Source organism: Polymorphospora sp. NPDC051019, assembly GCF_040683055.1.
GTDB lineage: Bacteria > Actinomycetota > Actinomycetes > Mycobacteriales > Micromonosporaceae > Polymorphospora > Polymorphospora lycopeni.
On sequence record NZ_JBFBCH010000010.1, the window covers coordinates 221,385 to 242,682 of the forward strand.

At 71.7% G+C, this 21,298-nt stretch carries 20 protein-coding genes and 1 tRNA gene; 5 read left to right on the forward strand and 16 right to left on the reverse strand.

What is annotated here, in order from left to right; all coding sequences use genetic code 11:
- Positions 1–10: 10 nt before the first annotated feature.
- The 10 genes from AB0M79_RS19845 to AB0M79_RS19890 form a co-directional block, all read right to left on the reverse strand.
- Positions 11–763, reverse strand: coding sequence for an amino acid ABC transporter ATP-binding protein (locus tag AB0M79_RS19845; protein ID WP_364215624.1), 753 nt, complete (start codon positions 761–763; stop codon positions 11–13).
- Between the two features lie 68 nt (positions 764–831).
- The gene (locus tag AB0M79_RS19850) at positions 832–1,806 is read right to left on the reverse strand and encodes an amino acid ABC transporter permease (protein ID WP_364215470.1); all 975 of its coding nucleotides are present in this window, start codon (positions 1,804–1,806) and stop codon (positions 832–834) included.
- Positions 1,807–1,808: 2 nt separating this feature from the next.
- Positions 1,809–2,714 (reverse strand): ABC transporter substrate-binding protein, encoded by a 906-nt coding sequence (locus AB0M79_RS19855; protein ID WP_364215473.1) that lies wholly within the window; start codon positions 2,712–2,714, stop codon positions 1,809–1,811.
- Between the two features lie 40 nt (positions 2,715–2,754).
- A complete protein-coding gene (locus AB0M79_RS19860) occupies positions 2,755–3,465 on the reverse strand; it encodes an ABC transporter ATP-binding protein (protein WP_364215476.1) in 711 nt (236 codons plus the stop codon).
- The gene (locus tag AB0M79_RS19865; RefSeq protein WP_364215627.1) at positions 3,455–4,264 is read right to left on the reverse strand and encodes an ABC transporter ATP-binding protein; all 810 of its coding nucleotides are present in this window, start codon (positions 4,262–4,264) and stop codon (positions 3,455–3,457) included. The genes AB0M79_RS19860 and AB0M79_RS19865 overlap by 11 nt, the downstream gene beginning before the upstream one ends.
- Before the next feature lies 1 nt (position 4,265).
- A complete protein-coding gene (locus tag AB0M79_RS19870; protein WP_364215479.1) occupies positions 4,266–5,375 on the reverse strand; it encodes a branched-chain amino acid ABC transporter permease in 1,110 nt (369 codons plus the stop codon).
- On the reverse strand, positions 5,372–6,322 hold the full coding sequence (locus AB0M79_RS19875) for a branched-chain amino acid ABC transporter permease (RefSeq protein ID WP_364215482.1): 951 nt from the start codon (positions 6,320–6,322) through the stop codon (positions 5,372–5,374). The genes AB0M79_RS19870 and AB0M79_RS19875 overlap by 4 nt, the downstream gene beginning before the upstream one ends.
- 107 nt (positions 6,323–6,429) lie before the next feature.
- Complete coding sequence (locus AB0M79_RS19880; protein WP_364215485.1) at positions 6,430–7,590, reverse strand: branched-chain amino acid ABC transporter substrate-binding protein; 1,161 nt, start codon at positions 7,588–7,590, stop codon at positions 6,430–6,432.
- 255 nt (positions 7,591–7,845) lie between these two features.
- The gene (locus AB0M79_RS19885) at positions 7,846–8,979 is read right to left on the reverse strand and encodes a hypothetical protein (protein WP_364215488.1); all 1,134 of its coding nucleotides are present in this window, start codon (positions 8,977–8,979) and stop codon (positions 7,846–7,848) included.
- Between the two features lie 44 nt (positions 8,980–9,023).
- Positions 9,024–9,662, reverse strand: coding sequence for a response regulator (locus AB0M79_RS19890; protein WP_357540796.1), 639 nt, complete (start codon positions 9,660–9,662; stop codon positions 9,024–9,026).
- Between the two features lie 94 nt (positions 9,663–9,756).
- On the opposite strand from AB0M79_RS19890, the gene AB0M79_RS19895 reads away from it, so the two are divergent.
- The 5 genes from AB0M79_RS19895 (at position 9,757) to AB0M79_RS19915 (ending at position 14,230) form a co-directional block, all read left to right on the forward strand.
- A tRNA-Leu gene (locus tag AB0M79_RS19895) sits at positions 9,757–9,833 on the forward strand.
- 87 nt (positions 9,834–9,920) lie between these two features.
- Positions 9,921–10,622, forward strand: a complete 702-nt coding sequence (locus tag AB0M79_RS19900; protein ID WP_364215492.1) for a transcriptional regulator — start codon at positions 9,921–9,923, stop codon at positions 10,620–10,622.
- Between the two features lie 105 nt (positions 10,623–10,727).
- Positions 10,728–11,270 carry a PLD nuclease N-terminal domain-containing protein gene (locus AB0M79_RS19905; protein ID WP_357540792.1) on the forward strand — a complete coding sequence of 181 codons (543 nt, stop codon included), beginning with the start codon at positions 10,728–10,730 and terminating at the stop codon, positions 11,268–11,270.
- A 190-nt stretch (positions 11,271–11,460) separates the two neighbouring features.
- Positions 11,461–12,483 (forward strand): LLM class flavin-dependent oxidoreductase, encoded by a 1,023-nt coding sequence (locus tag AB0M79_RS19910; protein ID WP_364215496.1) that lies wholly within the window; start codon positions 11,461–11,463, stop codon positions 12,481–12,483.
- Between the two features lie 298 nt (positions 12,484–12,781).
- Positions 12,782–14,230 carry a pyridoxal-dependent decarboxylase gene (locus AB0M79_RS19915; protein WP_364215499.1) on the forward strand — a complete coding sequence of 483 codons (1,449 nt, stop codon included), beginning with the start codon at positions 12,782–12,784 and terminating at the stop codon, positions 14,228–14,230.
- Positions 14,231–14,296: 66 nt separating this feature from the next.
- On the opposite strand, the gene AB0M79_RS19920 is transcribed toward AB0M79_RS19915, so the two are convergent.
- The 6 genes from AB0M79_RS19920 to AB0M79_RS19945 all read right to left on the reverse strand — a co-directional run bounded on the left by AB0M79_RS19920 (position 14,297) and on the right by AB0M79_RS19945 (position 21,092).
- Positions 14,297–14,767 (reverse strand): Rrf2 family transcriptional regulator, encoded by a 471-nt coding sequence (locus tag AB0M79_RS19920; RefSeq protein WP_364215502.1) that lies wholly within the window; start codon positions 14,765–14,767, stop codon positions 14,297–14,299.
- Positions 14,768–14,771: 4 nt separating this feature from the next.
- On the reverse strand, positions 14,772–15,674 hold the full coding sequence (locus AB0M79_RS19925) for an acyl-CoA thioesterase II (protein WP_364215505.1): 903 nt from the start codon (positions 15,672–15,674) through the stop codon (positions 14,772–14,774).
- Positions 15,671–17,119: a pyruvate kinase gene (gene pyk / locus AB0M79_RS19930; protein ID WP_364215508.1), complete on the reverse strand. Its 1,449-nt coding sequence runs from the start codon at positions 17,117–17,119 to the stop codon at positions 15,671–15,673. Before pyk ends, AB0M79_RS19925 begins: the two co-directional genes overlap by 4 nt.
- Positions 17,120–17,251: 132 nt before the next feature.
- Entirely contained in the window at positions 17,252–17,479 is a 228-nt protein-coding gene (locus AB0M79_RS19935; protein ID WP_364215511.1) for a hypothetical protein, read from the reverse strand.
- A gap of 160 nt (positions 17,480–17,639) precedes the next feature.
- Positions 17,640–18,533, reverse strand: coding sequence for a hypothetical protein (locus AB0M79_RS19940; protein ID WP_364215514.1), 894 nt, complete (start codon positions 18,531–18,533; stop codon positions 17,640–17,642).
- On the reverse strand, positions 18,534–21,092 hold the full coding sequence (locus tag AB0M79_RS19945) for an FtsK/SpoIIIE domain-containing protein (protein WP_364215517.1): 2,559 nt from the start codon (positions 21,090–21,092) through the stop codon (positions 18,534–18,536). It abuts the gene before it with no gap.
- Positions 21,093–21,298 lie beyond the last annotated feature (206 nt).

The window sequence follows — 21,298 nt, forward strand, 5'->3', positions numbered from 1 at the left end:
GCGGCCCGGTTCACAGCACCTTGGCCAGGAACGCCTTCGTACGCTCGTGCCGGGGATTCGCGATCACCTCGCGCGGTACGCCCGACTCGACGACCACGCCGCCGTCCATGAAGACCAGCGAGTCGCCGACCTCACGGGCGAAGCCGATCTCGTGGGTGACCACGATCATCGTCATCCCCTCGCGGGCCAGGTCCTTCATCACATCCAGTACCTCGCCGACGAGTTCCGGGTCGAGGGCGCTGGTCGGCTCGTCGAAGAGCATCAGCTTCGGCCGCATCGCCAGCGCCCGGGCGATCGCCACCCGCTGCTGCTGGCCGCCGGAGAGCTGCCCCGGATAGCTGCCGGACTTGTCGGCGAGACCGACCCGGGCCAGCAGCGCCTCGGCCCGCTCCCGGACCTCGGCCTTCGACTCCCCGCGCACCCGCAGCGGCGCCTCCATGACGTTGGCCAGCACCGTCATGTGCGGGAAGAGGTTGAACCGCTGGAACACCATGCCGATGTCGCGCCGCTGGGCGGCCACCTCGCGGGACCGCAGCTCGTGCAGCTTCCCGCCGCGCTCCCGGTAGCCGATCAGCTCGCCGTCGACCCAGATCCGGCCGGCGTTGATCTTCTCCAGGTGGTTGACGCAGCGCAGGAACGTCGACTTGCCCGACCCGGACGGACCGAGTACGCAGCTCACCTCGCCGGTGCGCACGGTCAGGTCGATGCCGCGCAGCACCTCCAGGCTGCCGAACGACTTGTGCACCTGCTCGGCCCGGACCATCACCCCGGGCTCCGCGCTTTCCTTCACCACCTCGGCCACACCGCTCCGCCCGGTCCCACTCAGCTCGGTCACGATGCCCCCGTCGTCCGGCCGGTGTTCTCGGCACCGATGTTGCGCAGCCGCATCCGGGCCTTCTCCTTGCGCCCGTAGCCGCGGGAGAAGTGCCGCTCCAGGTAGTACTGGCCGACCAGCAGGACGCTGGTCAGCAGCAGGTACCACAGGCACGCCGCGACGTACATCGGGAAGACCTGGAAGGTACGCGTGCCGACCGCCTTGAGCTGGAAGAGCAGCTCGGTCGACACCGGTACGAACGCCACCAGCGAGGTGTCCTTGAGCATGCCGATCGTCTCGTTGCCGGTCGGCGGGATGATCACCCGCATGGCCTGCGGCAGCACGATCCGGCGCAGGATCTGCGACCGGGACATCCCCAGCGCCTCGGCCGCCTCGGTCTGGCCCGGGTCGACCGACTGGACACCGGCCCGGACGATCTCGGCCATGTACGCCGCCTCGGTCAGGCCGAGCGCCAGCATGCCGGCCACGAACCCGCTCAGGATGTCGACCGCGCTGAACCCGAACAGCCGGGCCTCGAAGTCCTCCACCCCGAACAGGGCGCCGATCTGCCGGTCGAACGGCAGGCCGAACTCCAGCCGCGACCACAGGATGCCCAGGTTGCCGAAGAGGAGCGCCAGCACCAGCCGGGGCACCGCCCGGAAGAACCAGGTGTAGACCCAGGCCACGCCGCGCAGGATCGGATTCTCCGACATCCGCATGATCGCGATCATGGTGCCGAGTACGACACCGATCAGCATCGCGGTCACGGTCAGCGCGATCGTGCCGCGCAGGCCGGCGATCACCGGCGGCCGGAACATGTTGTCGACCATGAACGACCACTGGAACGCCTCGTTGGTCACCAGCAGGTGCACGAACATCGACGTCAGCACGCCGATGACGACCACCGCGACCCAGCGCCCCGGATGCCGTACGGGCACGGCCTTGATCGGTTCAGGCCGTGCCCGTTCGGTTTCCACCTTGTCGAGCGACATCGCTACGCGTTGACCTCGGGGTTGTCGATGCCGCCGGCCTCGACACCCCAGTTCGCCAGCGCCGCCTCGTACGACCCGTCGGCGATCAGGGCCTTCAGGGCGTCCCGCAGCACCTCGGCGAACGCCTGCTGGTCCTTGGTGACCGCGTAGCCGTACGGCGCCGACTCGTAGATGTCGCCGAGCAGCTCCAGCTGGCCGTTGGTCTGCTTGACCGCGTACGCCCCGACCGGCGAGTCGGCCAGCATGGCGTCGTTCTTGCCGCTGACCACGGCGGCGGTCGCGTCGGTCTGCGCCTGGTACTGGTCGATCGTGATCGCCGGCTTGCCGTCGGTGACGCACTTCTCCGACCGGGCGGTGATGTCGTCGAACTGCACCGTGCCGGTCTGCACCGCGATCTTCTTGCCGCAGGCGTCGTCGGGGTTGACCCCGGCCGGGTTACCCGCCTTCGTGGCCCACTGGGTGCCGGCCTCGAAGTAGCTGACCATCGTCACCGTCTGCAACCGTTCGGGGTTGATCGTGAACGACGACACGCCGACCTCGTACTGCCCCGACGTCACACCCGGCAGCAGCGCGTCGAACGGCGCCGACACGTACTCCGCCTTCAGCCCCAGCTTCGCGGCGACCGCGTTGAACAGGTCGACGTCGAAGCCGATCACCGTCGTGCCGTCAGTGTCGAGGTACTCCGCCGGCGGGTACTGCGAGTCGGTACCGACCTTGATCACGCCGTCGGCCTTGATGGCCTCCGGCACCCGGTCGGCCAGCGCCTGGTCGACCGAGGTCGACGGGGCCGGGCTCGTGCCCGAGGCACCGCCCTCGTTCTCCTGCTCGCCGCAGGCGGCCATCGACAGCGCCAACGCCAACGCGCCCGCCGAGGCGAGCACCGCCCGCCGCGCGTTACCGATCCTCATGTTTCCCGTTCCTCCCCATGTGTGCGAACCCGGCGGCCGGTCAGGCAACGCCGAGGTACGCCTCCTTGACCGCCGGGTCGTGCAGCAGTTCCTGGCCGGTCCCGCTCTTGACGATCCGCCCGGTCTCCAGGACGTATGCCCGGTGTGCCCGGGACAGCGCCTGCTGGGCGTTCTGCTCCACCAGCAGGATCGTGGTGCCCTGCTCGTTGATCTCCGTGATGATCGTGAAGATCTGCTGGATCAGCATCGGCGCCAGACCCATCGACGGCTCGTCGAGGAGCAGCAGCTTCGGCCGGCTCATCAGCGCCCGGCCCACCGCCAGCATCTGCTGCTCACCGCCGGACAGCGTGCCGCCGGACTGCTTGCGCCGCTCGGCCAGTCGCGGGAACAGGTTCAGCACCCGGTCGAGGTCGGCGGCGATGCCGGCCTTGTCCTTGCGGGTGTAGGCGCCCATGTCCAGGTTTTCCAGCACCGACATGCCGGGGAAGATCCCCCGGCCCTCCGGCGCCTGGCACAGGCCCCGCTGCACGCGCAGGTCGGCCCGCAGCTTGGTGATGTCCTCACCGGCGAACTTGATGGAGCCCGACGCCACCGGCCGGATGCCGGAGATCGCCCGCATCGTCGTCGACTTGCCGGCACCGTTCGCGCCGATCAGGGCGACGATCTCGCCCTCGTCGACGGTGAGGCTGATGCCGTGCAACGCCTGGATCCGCCCGTAGAGCAGGCTGACGTCATCGATCTCAAGCAGCATCGTCCGGCACTCCAAGGTATGCGGCGATCACCTTCGGGTTCTCCCGCACCTCGGCGGGCAGCCCTTCGGCGATCTTCTTTCCGAACTCCAGCACCACGATGCGGTCGGTGACCCCCATGACCAGCCGCATGTCGTGCTCGATCAGCAGCACGGTGATGCCCCGGTCGCGGATCTGCCGGATCAGGTGGAGCAACTCCTCCTTCTCGGCCGGGTTGAAGCCGGCCGCCGGCTCGTCCAGGCACAGCAGCACCGGATCGGTCGCCAGCGCCCGGGCGATCTCCAGCCGCCGCTGCTCGCCGTACGACAGGTTGCGGGCCATCTCGTGCGTACGACCCTCGATGCCGACGAACTTGAGCAGCTCGGCAGCCTTCTCCCGGCCCTCGCGCTCCTCTTTCCAGTGCCGGGGCAGCCGCAACAGCGCCGAGATCACGCTGGTCTTGTGGTGCGCGTCCGCGCCGACCTGCACGTTCTCCAGCGCCGTCATCTCCGGGAAGAGCCGGATGTTCTGGAACGTACGGGCCATGCCCATCTTGGTGATCATGTGCCGCTTCTTGCCGGTCACCTTCTCACCGCGGAACCGGATCTCGCCCTCGGTCGGGCGGTAGATGCCGGTCATCGCGTTGAAGCAGGTGGTCTTGCCGGCACCGTTCGGCCCGATCAGCCCGAGGATCTCCCCCTTGTAGAGGGTGAAGTCCACGTTGTTGAGCGCGACCACGCCACCGAAGCGCAGCGTGACGTTGTCGACCTCCAGCAGCGGCTCACGGCTGACCGGAGCCGCCGCGGCCTCCTCCTTGGCCAGCTCAGCCACCGACGATCACCTCCTTGCGGCGGTCCTTGAACTCGGCCGCTCTTCGTCGGTTCGGAATCAGGCCCTGCGGCCGGAAGATCATCATCACCACGAGGACCAGGCCGAACGCCAGGAACCGGTACTCGTAGAGCTGCACACCCAGGATCTCGATACCCCGGAACCGCTCGATCAGGTAGGCCACCAGGCCACCGCCGACGATCGCCCCGACGATGTTGCCGGAGCCGCCGAGGATCACCGCCGCCAGGATGATGATCGAGTTCAGCAGTTCGAAGCTCTGCGAGTTGATGAAGTTCTGTTTACCGGCGAACAGCGCGCCGGCCAGACCGCCGATCGCCGCGCCGACCGCGAACGCCCACAGCTTGAACTTGAACGTCGGCACCCCCATCAACTGGGCCGCGTCCTCGTCCTCCCGGATCGACACCCAGGCCCGGCCGACCCGGCTGCGGGTCAGGTTCCGCACCCCGAGGACCACCAGGATGATCAGCGTGAGCACCAGCCAGTAGTAGGGCCGCGGGTCCAGCACACCGAAGATCGGCTTACCGTCCGGGTAGCTGCCCGGCGGGTGCGGAACCTGGTTCATGCCCCGCTGCCCCTTGAGGAACTCCGAGCTGGTCGCCGCGATCCGGATCATCTCGGCGAAGCCGAGCGTCACGATCGCCAGGTAGTCACCGCGCAACCGCAACGTCGGCGTACCCAGCAGCACCCCGGAGATCATCGTGACACCGATCGCGAGCGGCAGCGCCGCCAGCCACGGCCACAACGTCTTCAGGTCGCTGCCCGGCGAGGTCAGCACCGCCACCGTGTACGCACCGACGGCGTAGAAGCCGAAGTAGCCCAGGTCGAGCAGGCCGGTGAACCCGACCACGATGTTGAGCCCGACCGCGAGCAGCACGTAGATCGAGACCGTGAACAGCACCTGCCCGAAGTTGGACTCGGTGGTCGGGATCGGCCCGAGGTACTGGTAGAACTCCTTGTTCGGCAGGGCGTAGAAGAAGACGATGATCGCGCCGATCGCCGCCCACCGCACCCACTTCGGCGCGTTGTGCCAGCGCTCGGCCATCGCAGCCTTGCCGTCGCGCACCTTGTTCACGAACGTTGTCATGCGCGTGCCCTCCCCAGTGACTCCCCGAGCAGACCGGTCGGCCGGAACATCAGCAGCACGACCAGCGCGGCGAAGGCCACGAAGTCTTTCCATTGCGAGCCGAACAGTTCGGCCGCGTAGTTCTCCACGAGGCCGAGCAGCAGACCGCCGACCAGCGCGCCGCGCAGGTTGCCGATACCGCCGAGCACCGCCGCGGTGAACGCCTTCAAGCCCAGCAGGAAGCCCACGCTGTAGGTGAGCACCCCGATCCGGATGTTGTAGAGCAGACCCGCCACACCGGCCATCGCGCCACCGGCGATGAACACCAGCATGATGACCCGGTCCTTGTTGACACCCATCAGCGCCGCCGTGTTCGGGTCCTGCGCGACCGCGCGGATACCCCGGCCGAGCCGGCTGCGGTTGATGAACGTGTCCAGCAGCACCATCATCACCAGTGCCGCGCCGACGGTCAGCAACTGCACCGGGGTGATCCCGACGCCGCCGATGGTGATCACCGGCGTGTTCGAGACGATCGTCGGCACCCCCTGCGGCAGCCGCCGGGTGTAGACACCGAACGCCTCGGCGATCACGATCGACGCGCCGATCGCGGTGATCAGGAAGGCCAGCGGCGGGGCGTTGCGCTTCCGCAGCGGCCGGTAGGCCACCCGCTCCACCAGCGTCGCGGTCGCCGCCGACGCCAGCGCCGCCACCACCATCGCGACCAGCAGGTAAAGCAAGATCGTCCCGAACCCGCTGATCACCGAGTTCTGGTCGAGTCCGAACGCACTCCAGGTCCACAGCGCGGCGAAGGCGCCGGCGATGAAGACCTCGGAGTGCGCGAAGTTGATAAGTCTGAGCACGCCGTACACCAGCGTGTATCCCAGCGCGACCAGGGCATAGATCGCACCCTGTGTCAAGCCGGTAGTCGTCAGTTCTCCGAAGTTGGAGAACAACCCGTCGAAGTTCAAGGGGGGTGCTCCATCAGGCTTGAAACGAAAGTCGGGTGCGGCCGGGAGCGCGCAAGCTCCCGGCCGCACCCGCGATCACTGCTGAGCCACCGCAGACGCGGAGACCATCAGGACTTGGGGATCTCCTGGTCCGGCACGACCGCACCGTTGACAACCTTGAACGCCCAGACCTTGACCTGGGCCGGGTCCAGCTCACCGGTCTCGGTGAACTTGTAGGACGCCGCGACACCCTCACCGCTGTAGCCGCCGACGAACTCCAGCAGCCCCGGGCGGGTGGTCTTACCGTCCTTGATACCGGCGAGCAGGATGTTCGCCGCGTCGTACGCCGTGTCGCTGTAGGTGCCCGGGTCGGTGCCGTTCAGCGCCTTGAAGTCGTTGACGAAGGTGCCACGGGCCTCGGCGGCCGGCGCGCACGGGCAGGTCAGGATCGTGCCCTCAGCCGCAGCCTGGCCGGCAGAGGTGATGTAGGCCGGGTCGTTGACGCCGTCACCGGCGACCAGGGTGGCGGTGATCCCGGCAGCGGTGAGCTGCTTACGGATCAGGCCGGCCTCCTGGTAGTAGCCGCCGTAGAACACGGCCGTCGCGCCCGAGGAGCGGACCTTGGCGATGACCGCCGAGAAGTCGACCTGCTTGCCCTCGCCCTGGACCTTGTCCTCGCCGACGATCGCGGTGCCGAGGACCTTCTTGACCTCGTCGGCCAGACCCGCGCCGTAGGCCGACTGGTCGTCGATGACGTAGACCTTGTCGGACTTCAGCACGTTCTTGATGTAGTTACCGGCGGCGGGGCCCTGGCTCAGGTCGTTGCCGACCGCGCGGAAGAAGGTCTTCCAGCCCTGCTCGGCCAGGCTCGGCCGGGTCGCGGACGGGGTGATGGTGACCAGACCGGCCTCGGAGAAGAGCGGACCAGCGGCCTCCGACTCACCCGAGTAGGCCGGGCCAACGATGCCGAGGATCTTCTCGTCGTCGATGGCGCGCTGCGCCAGCGCCGGCGCCTGGTCGGGGCTGCCCTGCGAGTCCAGCGGGACCAGCTCGACGGTGCAGTCCGGGTTGGCCTTGTTGTACTGGTCAACAGCGAGCTTCACGCCGTTGTTCTCGTTGATGCCGAGCGCCGCCGAACTGCCGGTCAGCGCACCGAAGAATGCGATCTTGTTGCCGCAGGCGTCGCCGCCGGCCTCCGTGCCGCCATCGCCGCTGCTACAAGCTGCGGCACCAGCGACGAGAGCCATCATGGCCACGCCACCGACCACCCGCGCGAGCTTCTGCCTCAAGGCCCGAACCCCTTCTCCATCCCGACGGCTCGATCCACCCGCCGTCGATTGGCTCTTGCGGCATGGAGGGAGCCCGACCGTTAACCCGGTCTGGGGCGGGACGTTATCCCACTACACGGGCGGCCCGTAAGGTCTAGCGAGTGGCGTTGACCTAACCGTTACGTGCAGTGCTCAGATCGATGTTACGCGTGTAATACGCACCCGGACTTCCAGGGCGTATGACGCCCATACGCAGGGCCGACAGCCGTCCCGCCGTCACACCGCCGGCGCCACCCACAGCCGCCCCTCCCGGCCGTCGTCGACAACCAGCACCACCCGCCCACCGGACGCCGCGACCCCGGCCGACCGGTCACCGCCGGCCGGCAGGTCGTCCGGCCCCGACAACGCCCGCCACGAATCCCCCGCGTCCGGCGACACCCACAACCCGTGCCGGCCGCTGTCCCACGTCACCACCAGCAGCCCCGCCGCCAGCGGCGCCACCGCCTGCACCGCCCCGCCCGCCCCACCGGCGCCGAACCGGCCCACCGCCCGCCACCGCCCCCAACGGTCGTCCTCCGCCCGCCAGGCCCCGAACGACGCCCCACGCACCCCGACCACCACCGGCCCGGCCGCCGTCACCACCACCCGCTGCGGACGCTCCCGCGCCCCGTCGCCCGGCAACCCGACCCGGGTCCACGCCATCGCGTCCGGCGAAACCCACACCACCGCCGCGTCCGCCCCCGCCGTCACCGCCCCGGCCAGCACCCAGCCCGCCGGCCCGGCCGCCACGTCGTACGCCCAGGTGACCCCCCGGTCGTCCGACGCCAGCCCGGGCAGCCCGGCCCGCAACTCGAACCCGGCCGCGTCGGGCGAACTCCACACCGCCGCACCCGACACCCGGTTGCCGGCGATCAGCCAACCACCGGCACCACCGGCGATCCGGCCGACATTGCGGGCCTCGGCACCGCCGTACAACTCGAACGGCGCCGGCACCTCGACCAGCGAACCGTCCGGAACCTGCCGCCAGGTGACCACCCGCGGGTTGCCGTGCACCCCGCCGCTGCGCGCCCCCACCACCGCGACCACACCGTCGCGGCACCCGACCGAATACAGCACCGCCCGCTGGCCGTAGAAGCTCTCGGCGGCCACCCCGACCGGCGACCACGTGCCCGCGTCGGCACTGACCCAGGCCGCCGGCCGGGTCTCACCGTCCGCCGCCTCCACCGCGCCGACGACGTACCAGCGGTCACCGCAGGCGGTCACGTCCCGTACGACGACCCGGCCGGGCGTCCCGTCCGGCACCGGAAGCGTCCCGCGCTGCCAGCGGACCGGCACCGGCCCGTCGTCGTCCGACGAGCCGGCACACGCGCCGGCGCAGAGCAGCACCCCGGCGAGCAGGGCCGCCACCAACCGCCGGCGACTCCCCCGTGGAGCCGGCCGGCGGCCCATCCGGATCAGCTCGCGCCGGTCGTCTCGCCGGCCCCGGCCGCCGGTGTCTGCCCGGTGCCCTCGGCGAGAATCCGCTCGGCCACCTCGCGCATCGTCATCCGGTGGTCCATCGCGGTGCGCTGGATCCACTTGAACGACTGCGGCTCGGTCATCCCGTACGTGGTCATCAACGCGCCCTTGGCCCGCTCCACGACCTTGCGGGTCTCCAGCCGGTCGGTGAGGCCGGCGACCTCCGACTCCAGCGCCGCGATCTCGGAGTAACGCGACAGCGCCACCTCGATCGCCGGCACCAGGTCGCTCTTCTGGAACGGCTTCACCAGGTAGGCCATCGCACCGGCCGCCCGCGCCCGCTCCACCAGGTCACGCTGGCTGAACGCGGTCAGGATGATCACCGGGGCGATCCGCCCGCCGGCGATCCGCTCCGCGGCGGCCAGCCCGTCCATGATCGGCATCTTGATGTCGAGGATGACGAGGTCGGGCTTGAGTTCCTCGGCCATGCGCACGGCCGCCTCGCCGTCGCCGGCCTCGCCGACCACGTCGTAGCCCTCCTCGACGAGCATCTCGGCCAGATCGAGCCGGATCAGCGCCTCGTCCTCGGCGATCAGCACCCGCCTGCGCTCGGCACCCGCCTGCGTCTCGGCCACGAAGCCCTACCCCCACGTTGCCCATCGACACCCGGCCAGTCGGGTGTCGCCGCCATCAGCGTAGTGGGTACGATGGCGAAGCTTCATCCCGAAGGTCCCCGTACTCCAACCGGCAGAGAGACGGAGCTCAAACCTCCGACAGTGTGGGTTCGACTCCCACCGGGGGCACCATAGACGTCATGTGGCTGCCATGCTGCAGCCGTGCACCCGCCAGCCATTCGCGAGAAGGCCCGCCGGCTCCACGCCGAAGGGCACTCCATGGCGTCGATCGGTCGGGCGCTGGGCGTGCCACGCGGGACGGTCACATACTGGTGCCGCCAGGCGGCCACCCCGGACCGGCGGGTCACCGCCGACCGGTGCTTCCGGTGCCGGGCCGGGTCGACCGGCAACGGCTCCCCCGACGACCCCGCCGCGTACGCCTACCTCCTGGGGCTCTACCTCGGTGACGGCTACCTGGTGCCCTCGGCCCGGGTTCCGGTCCTGCGGATCGCCTGCGCCGACGCCTATCCCCGGCTGGTCGACCTGTGCGAGCGGGCGATGCTGGCGGTGCTCGCCAACCGGGTCCAGCGGGTACGCAAGGAGGGCTACGTCGCGGTGCAGAGCTACGGGAAGCACTGGCCCTGCCTGCTGCCCCAGCACGGCCCCGGACCGAAGCATCTGCGCCCGATCGTGCTCGCCGAGTGGCAGCGCCGGGTCGTCGCGGACCGGCCGGGCGACTTCCTGCGCGGCCTCTTCCACTCCGACGGCTGCCGGATCGACAACCGGGTACGCCGGGCGGGTCGCGAGTACTCGTATCCGCGATACCTGTTCACGAACCGGTCGGCCGACATCCTGGGCCTCTGCCGCTGGGCACTGGACCTGCTCGGGATCGCCTGGCGGATGAACCGGCCGGACTCGCTGTCGGTGGCCCGCCGGGACGCGGTCGCCGCGCTCGACCGGCATGTCGGGCCGAAGTCCTGACTGGTGTCGCGGGCGCGCCGGGTCAACGTCCCTGACATCTGTGAATAATCCTCTCCTATCGGACTGCCCAGCGTTAGCTTCGCGGTAGACGCAAAGGGGGAAACCATGTCCGAGGGAATCGGCTTCTGGGAAGCGTTCTGGCTACTGATCATCTTCATACCGCTGCTGCTGGTCTGGGGCTTCGCGATCGTCGACATCTTCCGGCGTACGGACGTGTCCGGTCTGGCGAAGGCGTGCTGGATGGTCGCCGTGGTGCTGATGCCGTTCGTCGGCACCCTGCTCTACCTGCTCTTCCGGCCGGCCCGGGAGACCGCGGCGGCCGCCGGCCCGGCACCTGAGCGGCCGGTGCGGCAGCCCGACCACGGCCCGCAGTACACGGCGCAGAACCGCGCCGAGCAGTTGCGGCTGCTGGCCGACCTGCACGACCGGGGCAAGCTCAGCGATCCGGAGTTCTCGGCGGAGAAGGCGCGGCTGGCGGCCGTACCGGTGCCGGGCGCGGAGTCGAAGGGGCCGCTGCTGACCCGGCCGACGATCACCACCACCCGGATGGCGGCCCCGGAGCTGTCGAAGGAGGGCATGCCGGCCGGGACGCCGGCCAACGGCAGCGCCCCGGCCGAGCCGCCGATGGCGGACAGCGCCAAGGCGTGACGGTCCGCGTGATCAGGGATCTGGTCCCGCGTGTCGCCGGCGTGTCGCCCGTGCCCGTCCCTGATCACGGTGATCAGGGACGGGCACGGCGGGGCCGGAAGCGGGCGCGGCGGGGCCGGGGACGGGCGCGGCGGGAATCCACCGCGCCGGTTCCGGAAGAAACCGGGTGCCGGAGGGGTTGGCAAGGCGTGTGAACGACGTACCTCTCGACGTACCCCTGTCTGTCCTTGACGTTGCCCCGGTCGCGGCCGGGGCGGGCGCCGGTGAGGCGCTACGGCACACGACCGAGCTGGCCCGGCGTACCGAGGCGCTCGGTTACCACCGGTTCTGGGTGGCGGAGCACCACAACATGCCGGCGATCGCCAGTTCGGCGCCGGCGGTGCTGATCGCGCACCTGGCGGCGGCGACGTCGTCGATCCGGGTGGGTTCGGGTGGGGTGATGCTGCCGAACCATCCGCCGCTGGTGGTGGCCGAGCAGTTCGGCACGCTGGAGGCGTTGCATCCGGGGCGGGTCGATCTCGGGATCGGGCGGGCGCCGGGGACCGACCAGGTGACGGCGCTGGCGTTGCGGCGGACGATGGAGGGGTTGTCGGCGGAGGCGTTTCCGCAGGAGTTGGAGGACCTGATCGCCTATTTCGACGGCGAGCGGCGGCGGGGCACGAGTGCGACGCCGGGTGATGGTGACAGGCCGGCGATCTGGTTGCTGGGGTCGAGCGGGTTCAGTGCGCGGCTGGCCGGGTTGATGGGGTTGCCGTTCTCGTTCGCGCACCATTTCAGCGCGGCGAACACGGAGCCGGCGCTGGCGTTGTACCGGGACGGTTTCCGGCCGTCGCGGTGGTTGGAGAAGCCGTACGCGATGGTGGCGGTGAACACGATCTGCGCGGATTCCGACGAGCGGGCGCAGTGGTTGGCGGGGCCGAGCGGGTTGTCGTTCCTGCGGTTGCGGTCGGGGCGGCCGGAGCCGCTGGTGTCGCCGGAGGAGGCTGCGGCGTATCCGTACTCGGATCTGGAGCGGGACTTCGCGTTGGAGCGGCAGCGGGGTCAGGCGGTGGGTTCGCCGGAGACGGTACGGCGGCAGTTGGCGGATCTGTTGGCGCGTACGGCCGCCGACGAGTTGATGTTGACGACGATGGTGTACGACATCGGGGACCGGGTGCGGTCGTTCGAGTTGGTCGCCGAGAAGGTCGTGGGTGGGTTGCGGCGGGAGGGGTGAGTCCGGGGTGGCCGGTGGGGTGGAGCGAAACATGATCTTCATCTGGGTGACACCGGCTGGTCCCGGTCGCGGCCTAGTCTCGTATCCGGTGGTGGTTCGACGCGCGTGGTCGTGACCGGTTCGGGTGTGCCGGCCGCATGGTGCGCCTGGGCGCATGGTGTGTGCCGGCCGGATCGGTGGCCACGTGTCGTCGCGGTGTGTATGTGCCGCGCCGTGCCGGTGGGGGTTTGTTCGCTTCCACCGGCGCGGACGGCCCCGGGCCTTGATCGGGGCACCCGGATTTTGATCGACTTCAGGCATGACCACTCACATGGACGCCGAGGAGTTCCGGCGTAACGGGCATGCGGTGATCGACTGGATCGCCGACTACTGGGCGTCGCTGGAGCGGCGCCCGGTGCTGTCCCTGGATCAGCCCGGCGCGGTCGCCGGCCGGTTGCCGTCCGCCGCGCCGGAGCGCGGTGAGGACTTCGACCGGATTCTGGCCGATCTGGACGCGGTGGTCATGCCGGGGGTGACGCACTGGCAGCATCCCGGCTTCTTCGGCTATTTCCCGGCCAACGTCTCGGGGCCGAGTGTGCTCGGCGACCTGGTGAGTTCGGGGCTCGGGGTGCAGGGGATGTTGTGGGCGACCGGGCCGGCGTGCACCGAGGTGGAGACGGTGATGCTGGACTGGCTGGCGGATCTGCTGGATCTGCCGGCGCGGTTCCGGTCGTCGGGGACCGGTGGCGGGGTGATCCAGGATTCGGCGTCGTCGGCGACGTTGGTCGCGACGCTGGCGGCGCTGCACCGGGCGAGCAAGGGGCGGTGGCGCGGCGACGGCGTGGAGGGCCGCTACACCGTCTACACGTCGACGCAGGGTCATTCGTCGATCGAGAAGGCGGCCCGGATCGCCGGGATCGGGGACGGCAACGTGCGGCCGGTGGAGGTCGACGACCGTACGTTGGCGATGGATCCGGCGGCGTTGCGGTCGATGCTCGAGGCCGACATCGCGGCGGGGGCCCGGCCGGCGCTGGTGGTGGCGACGATCGGTACGACGTCGACGACGGCGGTCGACCCGATCCCGGCGATCGGGGCGATCTGCCGGGAGTACGGGGTGTGGCTGCACGTCGACGCGGCGTACGCGGGGGCGTCGGCGGTCTGCCCGGAGTTGCGGTGGACGCACGCGGGGTTGGAGTACGCGGACTCGTACTGTTTCGATCCGCACAAGTGGTTGTTGACGGGTTTCGACTGTGACGCGTTCTGGGTGGCCGACCGGGCGGAGCTGGTCGAGGCGCTGACGGTGTTGCCGGAATACCTGCGTAACGCGGCCTCGGAGTCCGGTGCGGTGCTCGACTACCGGGACTGGCAGGTGCCGTTGGGGCGGCGGTTCCGGGCGCTGAAGCTGTGGTTCGTGCTGCGCTGGTACGGGGCGGAGGGGTTGCGGGAGCACATCCGGGGTGGGGTCGAGATGGCGGCCGGCTTCGCCGGGCGGGTACGCGCCGACGACCGGTTCGAGGTGGTGGCGCCGCATCCGTTCTCGCTGGTGTGTTTCCGGCTGAGGGACGCGGACGGGGTGGATGGTGACGCGGCGAGCGCGGCGCTGCTGGCCCGGGTGAACGCGGGTGGCCGGATCTATCTGACGCACACCCGGGTGCGGGGTGCGTACGCGCTGCGGCTGGCGGTGGGTGCGCCGCAGACGCGGGCGTCGCACGTCGAGGAGGCGTGGCGGTTGATCAGTGCGGAGGCGGCGGCGGTGCTGGCCGGCTGAGTGGCGGGTGGCCCCGCCCGGCCGGGCGGGGCCGCGGCGTCTCGTGCCGGCCGGCCGCGGGGCCGGTCAGGTCCAGGCGCGCGGGTCGGCGACGAGGTCGCGGATCCGTTCGGGCAGTTTGCCGGTGGCCACGTCGACGATGGTGACCGTCTCCAGGATCTCCCGTTCGCTGGCGCGCAGCGCGATCCAGACCTCCTGGAGGGCGCTGGCCGCGCCCCGGTAGCCGAGTTCCTCGGGGCGCTGCCCGCGTACGTGGGCGAGGGGCCCGTCGATCACCCGGATCACGTCGGCGAGGGTGATCTCGGCGCCGGGCCGGGCCAGCCAGTAGCCGCCTTCGGGGCCGCGCTGGGCGTGCACGATGCCGCCGCGGCGGAGCTGCAGCAGGATGCTCTCCAGGAATTTCGGCGGGATCTCCTGTGCCCGGGCGATCTGGTCGGCGGTCACCGGCGCTCCGGGTCGCCCGGAGGCGGGGTCGGCGGCGGCGGCGAGTTCGGCGGTCGCGCGCAGCGCATAGTCGACCCGGGCGGAGAGACGCATGGCGTCACCCTACTTGCGGTGGTCGTCCCTGCTCACGGCGGACCAGCCCTTCCTGTACGGCGCTGGCGATGTGTCGGCCGTCGGGGCCGAACATGCGGCCGGTGGCGAGGCCGCGGCCGCCGGACGCCGATGGGCTGGCACAGTCGTAGAGGAACCATTCGTCGGCGCGGAACGGCCGGTGGAACCACAGGGCGTGGTCGAGGCTGGCGCCGGCGACACCGCCCGGGCCCCAGACCTCGCCGTGGGTCGACAGGACCGCGTCGAGCAGGGTCAGGTCGGAGGCGTACGTCAGCGCGCAGGCGTGCAGGAGCGGGTCGTCGGGGAGCTTGGCGTCGATCCGCATCCAGACCCGCTGGTTGGGTTCGGCGGGCCGGTCGCCGGGGCGTACCCAGCCGGGTTCGCCGACGTAGCGGACGTCGATCGGGCGGGGGATCTGGCCCCAGATGCCGAGCCGTTCGGGATAGCGGGCGAGCCGCTCGGTCATCGTGGGGACCTCGTCGGGCCCGGGTACGTCGGGCGGCAGCGGGGTCTGGTGGTCGAGGCCCTCTTCGGGGTGCTGGAACGACGCCGACATGAAGAAGATCGTCTTGCCGTGCTGGACGGCGACGGACCGGCGTACGGAGAAGGACCGGCCGTCGCGGATGTTCTCGACCTGGTATTCGATCGGCTCGGTGGGGTCGCCGGGACGGACGAAGTAGCCGTGCAGGGAGTGCACGTGGCGGCTGGGGTCGACGGTGCGCCCGGCGGCGACGAGGGCCTGGCCGGCGACCTGCCCGCCGTAGACCCGTAGCGGGCCTACGGGCGGGCTCGTCCCGAGGAAGGTGGTGTCGCCGAGCCGCCTGAGGTCGAGCAGTTCGAGCAGTTGCTCGACGGCGGCGGCGCCGGTGACGGGACCACCGGGGGTCACTGGAGGGCCCGGGCCGCCGCCGCGTCGACGAGTGAGCCGAGCTGGTGCACCCGCAGGGTGTTGGTGGAGCCGGGGGTGCCGGGCGGGCTGCCGGCGACGATGACGACGTATTCGCCGGGGTTGGCCCGGCCGAGGCCGAGCAGGGCCTGGTCGACCTGGCGGAACATGTCGTCGGTGTGCTGGACGAACGGCATGAGGAACGTCTCCACGCCCCAGGAGAGGGCGAGCTGGTCGCGTACCTCGGGGACCGGGGTGAAGGCGAGCAGCGGCAGTTCGCAGTGCAGCCGGGAGAGCCGGCGTACGGTGTCGCCGGTCTGGGAGAAGGCGACCAGCGCCTTGGCTCCGATGTTGCGGGCGATCTGGGATGCGGCGACGGTGAGCGCGCCGCCGTGGGTGCGCGGGTCGTGCTGGAGGCGCGGGACACCGATCGAGCCGGACTCGGTGGTGTGGACGATCTTGGCCATGGTGCTGACGGTCAGGACCGGGTACTTGCCGACGCTGGTCTCGCCGGACAGCATCACGGCGTCGGCGCCGTCGAGTACGGCGTTCGCGACGTCGGACGCCTCGGCGCGGGTCGGCCGCGAGTTTTCGATCATCGAGTCGAGCATCTGGGTGGCGACGATGACCGGCTTGGCGTTCTCCCGGCAGAGCTGCACGGCCCGCTTCTGCACCAGGGGAACCTGGTCGAGCGGGAGTTCGACGCCGAGGTCGCCGCGGGCGACCATGACGCCGTCGAAGGCGTCGACGATCGATTCCAGGTGGGTGACCGCCTCCGGCTTCTCGACCTTGGCGAGCACCGGCCGGCGGATGCCGACCTCGTCCATGATGCCGTGGACGAGCTTGATGTCCTCGGGCGAACGGACGAACGACAGGGCGATCAGGTCGGCGCCCAGCCCGAGCGCGAAGCGCAGGTCCTCGGTGTCCTTGTCGGACAGCGCCGGCACGCTGACGGCGACGTTGGGCAGCGAGACGCCCTTGTTGTTGGAGACCGGTCCGCCCTCGACGACCAGGCAGCGGATGTCGTTGCCGGCGACGGAGGTGACCTCGACGCCGACCTTGCCGTCGTCGATGAGCAGCCGGTCGCCGGCGCGGACCTCCTGCGGAAGCTTGCGGTAGGTGCACGAGACCCGGTCGGCGGTGCCGAGGATGTCGTCGCTGGTGATCACGACCGAGTCGCCGGTGCGCCATTCGTGCGGCCCGTCGGCGAACCGGCCGAGGCGGATCTTGGGCCCCTGGAGGTCGGCGAGGACGGCTACGGCCCGGCCGGCGGCGCGGGCGGCCTGGCGTACCAGCTGGTAGACCTGCTCGTGGTCGGTGTGGCTGCCATGGCTGAAGTTGAGCCGGGCCACGTCCATGCCCGCTTCGACCAGGCCGCGGATGCGTTCCGGCGACGAAGTGGCAGGGCCAAGGGTGCAGACGATCTTTGCACGGCGTGTCACGCCCATCAGGCTAGTCTCTCCCCCGGACCGGTCCCACGACCGGCCCTTGTCGGATATCCGAACACCTATCCAACACCGGATGGTGCACACGTGACCGGATGTCGCCACACCGGTCGGAATCGGCACTGCCCGGCGTCGTCACCGGCGCTCCCGCGACCCGGTGTCGGCCAGCGGCACCCGGGTCGACGGCGGAACTGTCGGCGGGTGACGGCGCCACCGGGACACACTGCCCTCGGACACCATCGCCGTCGGCACGGCACTGGTCGGGGCGGCGGCCGGTACGGCGGTGCCGTCGGTCCGGTGCCGGCGGGCATCGGTGACCGCACCGGAAAGCCTACTCCTCGCCGTCACCGCGGTGTCGGCCACCACACCCCCCGGGAAAACCGCCCTACGGTGCGTTTCCGCCCCGGTGCCCGACCGGTCGACACCGGACCGCCCGCCCGGCACGGCGGCCGGACCGACGTGGTCACCGCCCGAGCCGGCCCGCCCCGGTGCCGGACCGGCGGGTCCGCCGGCCGGGTCGTGGTCAGCCGCCGAAGACGGTACGCAGTGCGACGACGTACCCGCAGTAGGCGAGGACGGGCAGGACGAGACAGAGGGCGAAGCCGACGAGGACGTACCGGGACGGGGTCTCGTCGACGCCGGGTGGCCGGCCCCAGCGGCCGAGCACGAGGTAGCCGGCGAAGAACGCCAGCACCGGCAGCCCGGCGCAGGTCCAGGCGTAGAGGGTGAACGTGCCGACCGCGCCGAGCCCGGCACCGATCTCCAGCAGGAACATCGGCACGAGGCTGAGCAGGGCACAGCCCGCGTAGACGGCGGCGGCCCGGGCGAACGGCGACCACGACGGCAGCAGCGGCGGCCGCCGGGCGATCTGCTCGCCGGTGTGCGCGGCGGCGTCGGCGACGTCGGCGGCCTGCCGGGCGGACTCCAGTTCCGCGTCCGGGTCGGCTCCGGCGACGAGACCGTCGGCACCCAGCGGCGGGCGGGGCCCCGGTACCAGCGCGGCCGGCAGCGCCGGGTAGCCGGCCGGCGGTGGCAGCTGCCCGGGCTTCGCCGGCTCCGGCCGGCCGGCCGGATACCGCGGCGCGGCGACCGGCCCCGGTCCGGTGGGGTCCGGTCCCGCACCGGCCGGGTAGCCGGTCGCGGCGACCGGATACCGCGGGTGACCGCCCGCCGGGGCGTCCGGCCCGGCACCGCCGGCCGGCGCCGCCGGCACCGCCGGCACCGGGTCGGGCCGGCCGGCCGCCCGGCCGAGGTGGCGCAGCCGCTGCTCCTGTGCGTCGAGACGGTGGCCGAGCTGGTCGGCGGCGGCCCGGGTCGCGGCCCGCCGGGCGGTGTCGGCGGCGGCGTCGCGCTCCCCGGCCCGGCGCAGCTCCGACAGGTGACGGGCCAGTGCGGCGTACTCCTCGAAGGTCGACACCTACCGCTCCTCGTCCAGCTCGTGTCCGGGCCGTACGAACGGCACGATCAGCCGGGTCCGCTGGTCGTGCCGGTCGACCAGCAGGGCCCGGTTGGGGCGCGGCGCGTACGACAGGTCGGGCGCGCCGAGATAGAGCCCGAGTTCCCCGCCGGGCACGTTCAGCGCCACCAGGCAGGCGACGTCGTCACGGTTCTGCGCGCCGCCGATGTCCTCGGACAGCCGGCGCAGGCCGCGCCACCAGCCGAACAGGTGCACTCCGTGGGCGGGGCCGCGGCGCAGCACCGCCTGCAGGTCGTCGAGCCCGGACCGGAACGTGTCGTCGCGCAGCCCGAGCACGCCGCTGGCGCCGTCCATGCCGAACACCACGACGAACGTGCGGCCGGTCGCCGGTCCGGCCGGCTCCGCCAGGGTACGTAGCTCGTCGCGCAGCCCGTTCGCGTCGATCCGGGTCACCGGGTGCCCGGCCGCGGCCAGCTCGTCGGCGCAGCGGTCGGCGACCTCGTCGGCGGCGGCGACCAGCGCGGCCAGCAGGAACCGGGCCGTACCCGGCTCGTGCTGGCGGGCGACGCTGACGGCCGCGGCGTGCAGGACCGCGGCGCCGACCGCCGACGTGCCCACGACGCCGAGGTGCCGGCCGGGGCTGGTGTCGACCGCGAAGCAGGCCGCGGTCAGGTCGACGTCGACGGTACGGCCGACCAGCGCCAGCGGGCGGCGGCCGCCGGGCTGGAGGCCGCGGAACGTGGGGTCGTCCTCGACGTGGGCGGCGTCGTAGCCGCGGAAGACGGCGGGCGGTCGCGATCCGGCCGGCCGGGCGTCCCAGAGTTCGTGGCGCAGCCGGGTGACGGCACCGGTGCCGGCGTGCGCGTCGGGGAAGCGGACGACGGTGTTGGCGCCGGCCAGGCCGGCGGAGGCGTTGACGACCGCGGAGCCGACCGGCAGGGTGCCGGCGGCCTCGTTGAGCTGGTGCAGCACCCCGTTGCCGCCGGGCAGCGCCACCCGCAGCGGGAACTGCCCGAAAATGGAGTCGATCTTTCCGTAGAGGGCTTCGATGCCGGACATGCTCTGGCTGGCCAGCACCAGGTGGATGCCGTACGAGCGGCCCTTGCGGGCCAGTTCCTCGAGCAGGGCGACCGCTTCGCGGGCCACCGCGTCGTTGCCGGCGAAGAGGACGTGGAACTCGTCGACGACGGCGACGACGCGCGGCGCCGACCGGTCGCGGGGCAGGTCGGCGAGCTTGGTGACGCCGTGACGTTTCAGTGCCGCGGCCCGCCGGTTGAGTTCGCGGCGCAGTTCGCGCAGCACGGCGACGCCGTACTCGCGGTCGGACTCGATCCCGACGGCGCGGGCGTGCGGGATCCACGACGGGTCGCGGTCGGTGGGTACGAACTCGGTGAAGCTGACGCCTTCCTTGAAGTCGAGCAGGTAGAGGGAGAGCTGGTCCGGGCCGTAGCGGGCGGCGAGCCCGTAGAGGACGTCGAGCAGGAAGACGGTCTTGCCGGAGCCGGTACGGCCGCCGACGAGCCAGTGCGGGGTGGCGTCGTCGAAGGCCAGGGTCACCGGCTGGCGGCCGGACCGGCCGACGATCGTACGCAGCCCGGTCAGCGACGACTCCGTCCAGCGGCGGGGCGGCAGCAGGTCGGTGAAGTCGGTCGTGGAGTGTTGCCGGGTGGCGGCGGCCAGGTGCTCGGCGAGTGCGCGTACCGAGCCGGCGGGCGGGTCGCCGTCGAGGGTGACCGGCGCGGCCAGCCCGGAGCCGTCGGTGCTGAACGGCTGGCCGGGCGGGTCGCCGACCCGGGCGGCGGAGTCGTCGAGCCGGACCAGGGTGGTCGCGCCGAGCGGCGGCGGCGCGTCGCCGGCCGGGTAGCCGGCGAGCAGTACGCAGACCGCGGCGGCCGGACCGGCGTGGGTCAGTGCCGCCAGCCGGGCCAGTTCCCGGCCGGGCGGCAGGTTGGCGGCGACGACCAGCAGCAGCTCGCCACGGGCGCCGGCCGCCGCGGTGGCCGAAGGGTCGCCGCCGTGGTCGTGCTGGGCGGCCCGGGCGTGCCGTTCGGCGGCGTCGAGCAGGTCGCCGACCTCGGCCTCGGTGGTCGCGGGCGGGGCGAGCACGCCGGCGTCGACCAGTGGCCGCAGCGGCAGGAACGTCGCGCCGAGGGCGGCGGTGTCCAGCGCGGCCACCCGTACGGTGCCGGGGGCTGCGGTGGCGAGCAGCCGCAGGATGAGGGCGCGCAGCAGCCCGCCGACGCGGGGGTCCCGGCCGTCGGTGTCGATGGCGAGGTGGTGGCCGCCGGCGAGCGGGACGACGGCGGGGAACGGGCCGTCCGGGGTGGTCGCCTCGCCGAGCCGGACCGGGACCGGGGCGGTGGTGAGGTCGGCGGCGCCCGGGGTCGGGTTGGCCAGCGTGGTGCCGACCCGGGCGAGCCGGCCGACGGTGTCGGCCGCGGCGGCGGTGTCGCCCGGCCGGCCGGGGGCGGCCAGCGCCGCCCGGGCCCGGTCGAGGTGTTCCCGGGCCTTCCGGTGGGCCGCGACCGCCTGCTCGTACGTGGTCGCGAGCCTGCCCACCCGTACCCCCACCCATGATCACGGCTGCGTAGTCACGAGCACACTAACCGAAGCACCGTACCGGCCAAAGGTCCCGCGCCCGCTCCCCCACGCCGCTGGACCGCCGTGATCCGCGTGATCAGGGACTCTGACCCACGGCACGCCGACGACACGCCCGCCCCGGTCCCTGATCACGCGGATCACGGGCGGGGCGGGCGGGGCGGGAG

What these genes read in the sequence shown, in the direction of transcription:
- AB0M79_RS19915 (WP_364215499.1), top strand. Translation starts at nt 12,782, where the DNA reads ATGACCACTCACATGGACGCCGAGGAGTTCCGGCGTAACGGGCATGCG.
- AB0M79_RS19920 (WP_364215502.1), bottom strand. Translation starts at nt 14,767, where the DNA reads ATGCGTCTCTCCGCCCGGGTCGACTATGCGCTGCGCGCGACCGCCGAA.
- AB0M79_RS19845 (WP_364215624.1), bottom strand. Translation starts at nt 763, where the DNA reads ATGGTCCGGGCCGAGCAGGTGCACAAGTCGTTCGGCAGCCTGGAGGTG.
- AB0M79_RS19905 (WP_357540792.1), top strand. Translation starts at nt 10,728, where the DNA reads ATGTCCGAGGGAATCGGCTTCTGGGAAGCGTTCTGGCTACTGATCATC.
- AB0M79_RS19850 (WP_364215470.1), bottom strand. Translation starts at nt 1,806, where the DNA reads ATGTCGCTCGACAAGGTGGAAACCGAACGGGCACGGCCTGAACCGATC.
- pyk (WP_364215508.1), bottom strand. Translation starts at nt 17,119, where the DNA reads ATGGGCGTGACACGCCGTGCAAAGATCGTCTGCACCCTTGGCCCTGCC.
- AB0M79_RS19860 (WP_364215476.1), bottom strand. Translation starts at nt 3,465, where the DNA reads ATGCTGCTTGAGATCGATGACGTCAGCCTGCTCTACGGGCGGATCCAG.
- AB0M79_RS19900 (WP_364215492.1), top strand. Translation starts at nt 9,921, where the DNA reads ATGGCGTCGATCGGTCGGGCGCTGGGCGTGCCACGCGGGACGGTCACA.
- AB0M79_RS19870 (WP_364215479.1), bottom strand. Translation starts at nt 5,375, where the DNA reads ATGACAACGTTCGTGAACAAGGTGCGCGACGGCAAGGCTGCGATGGCC.
- AB0M79_RS19855 (WP_364215473.1), bottom strand. Translation starts at nt 2,714, where the DNA reads ATGAGGATCGGTAACGCGCGGCGGGCGGTGCTCGCCTCGGCGGGCGCG.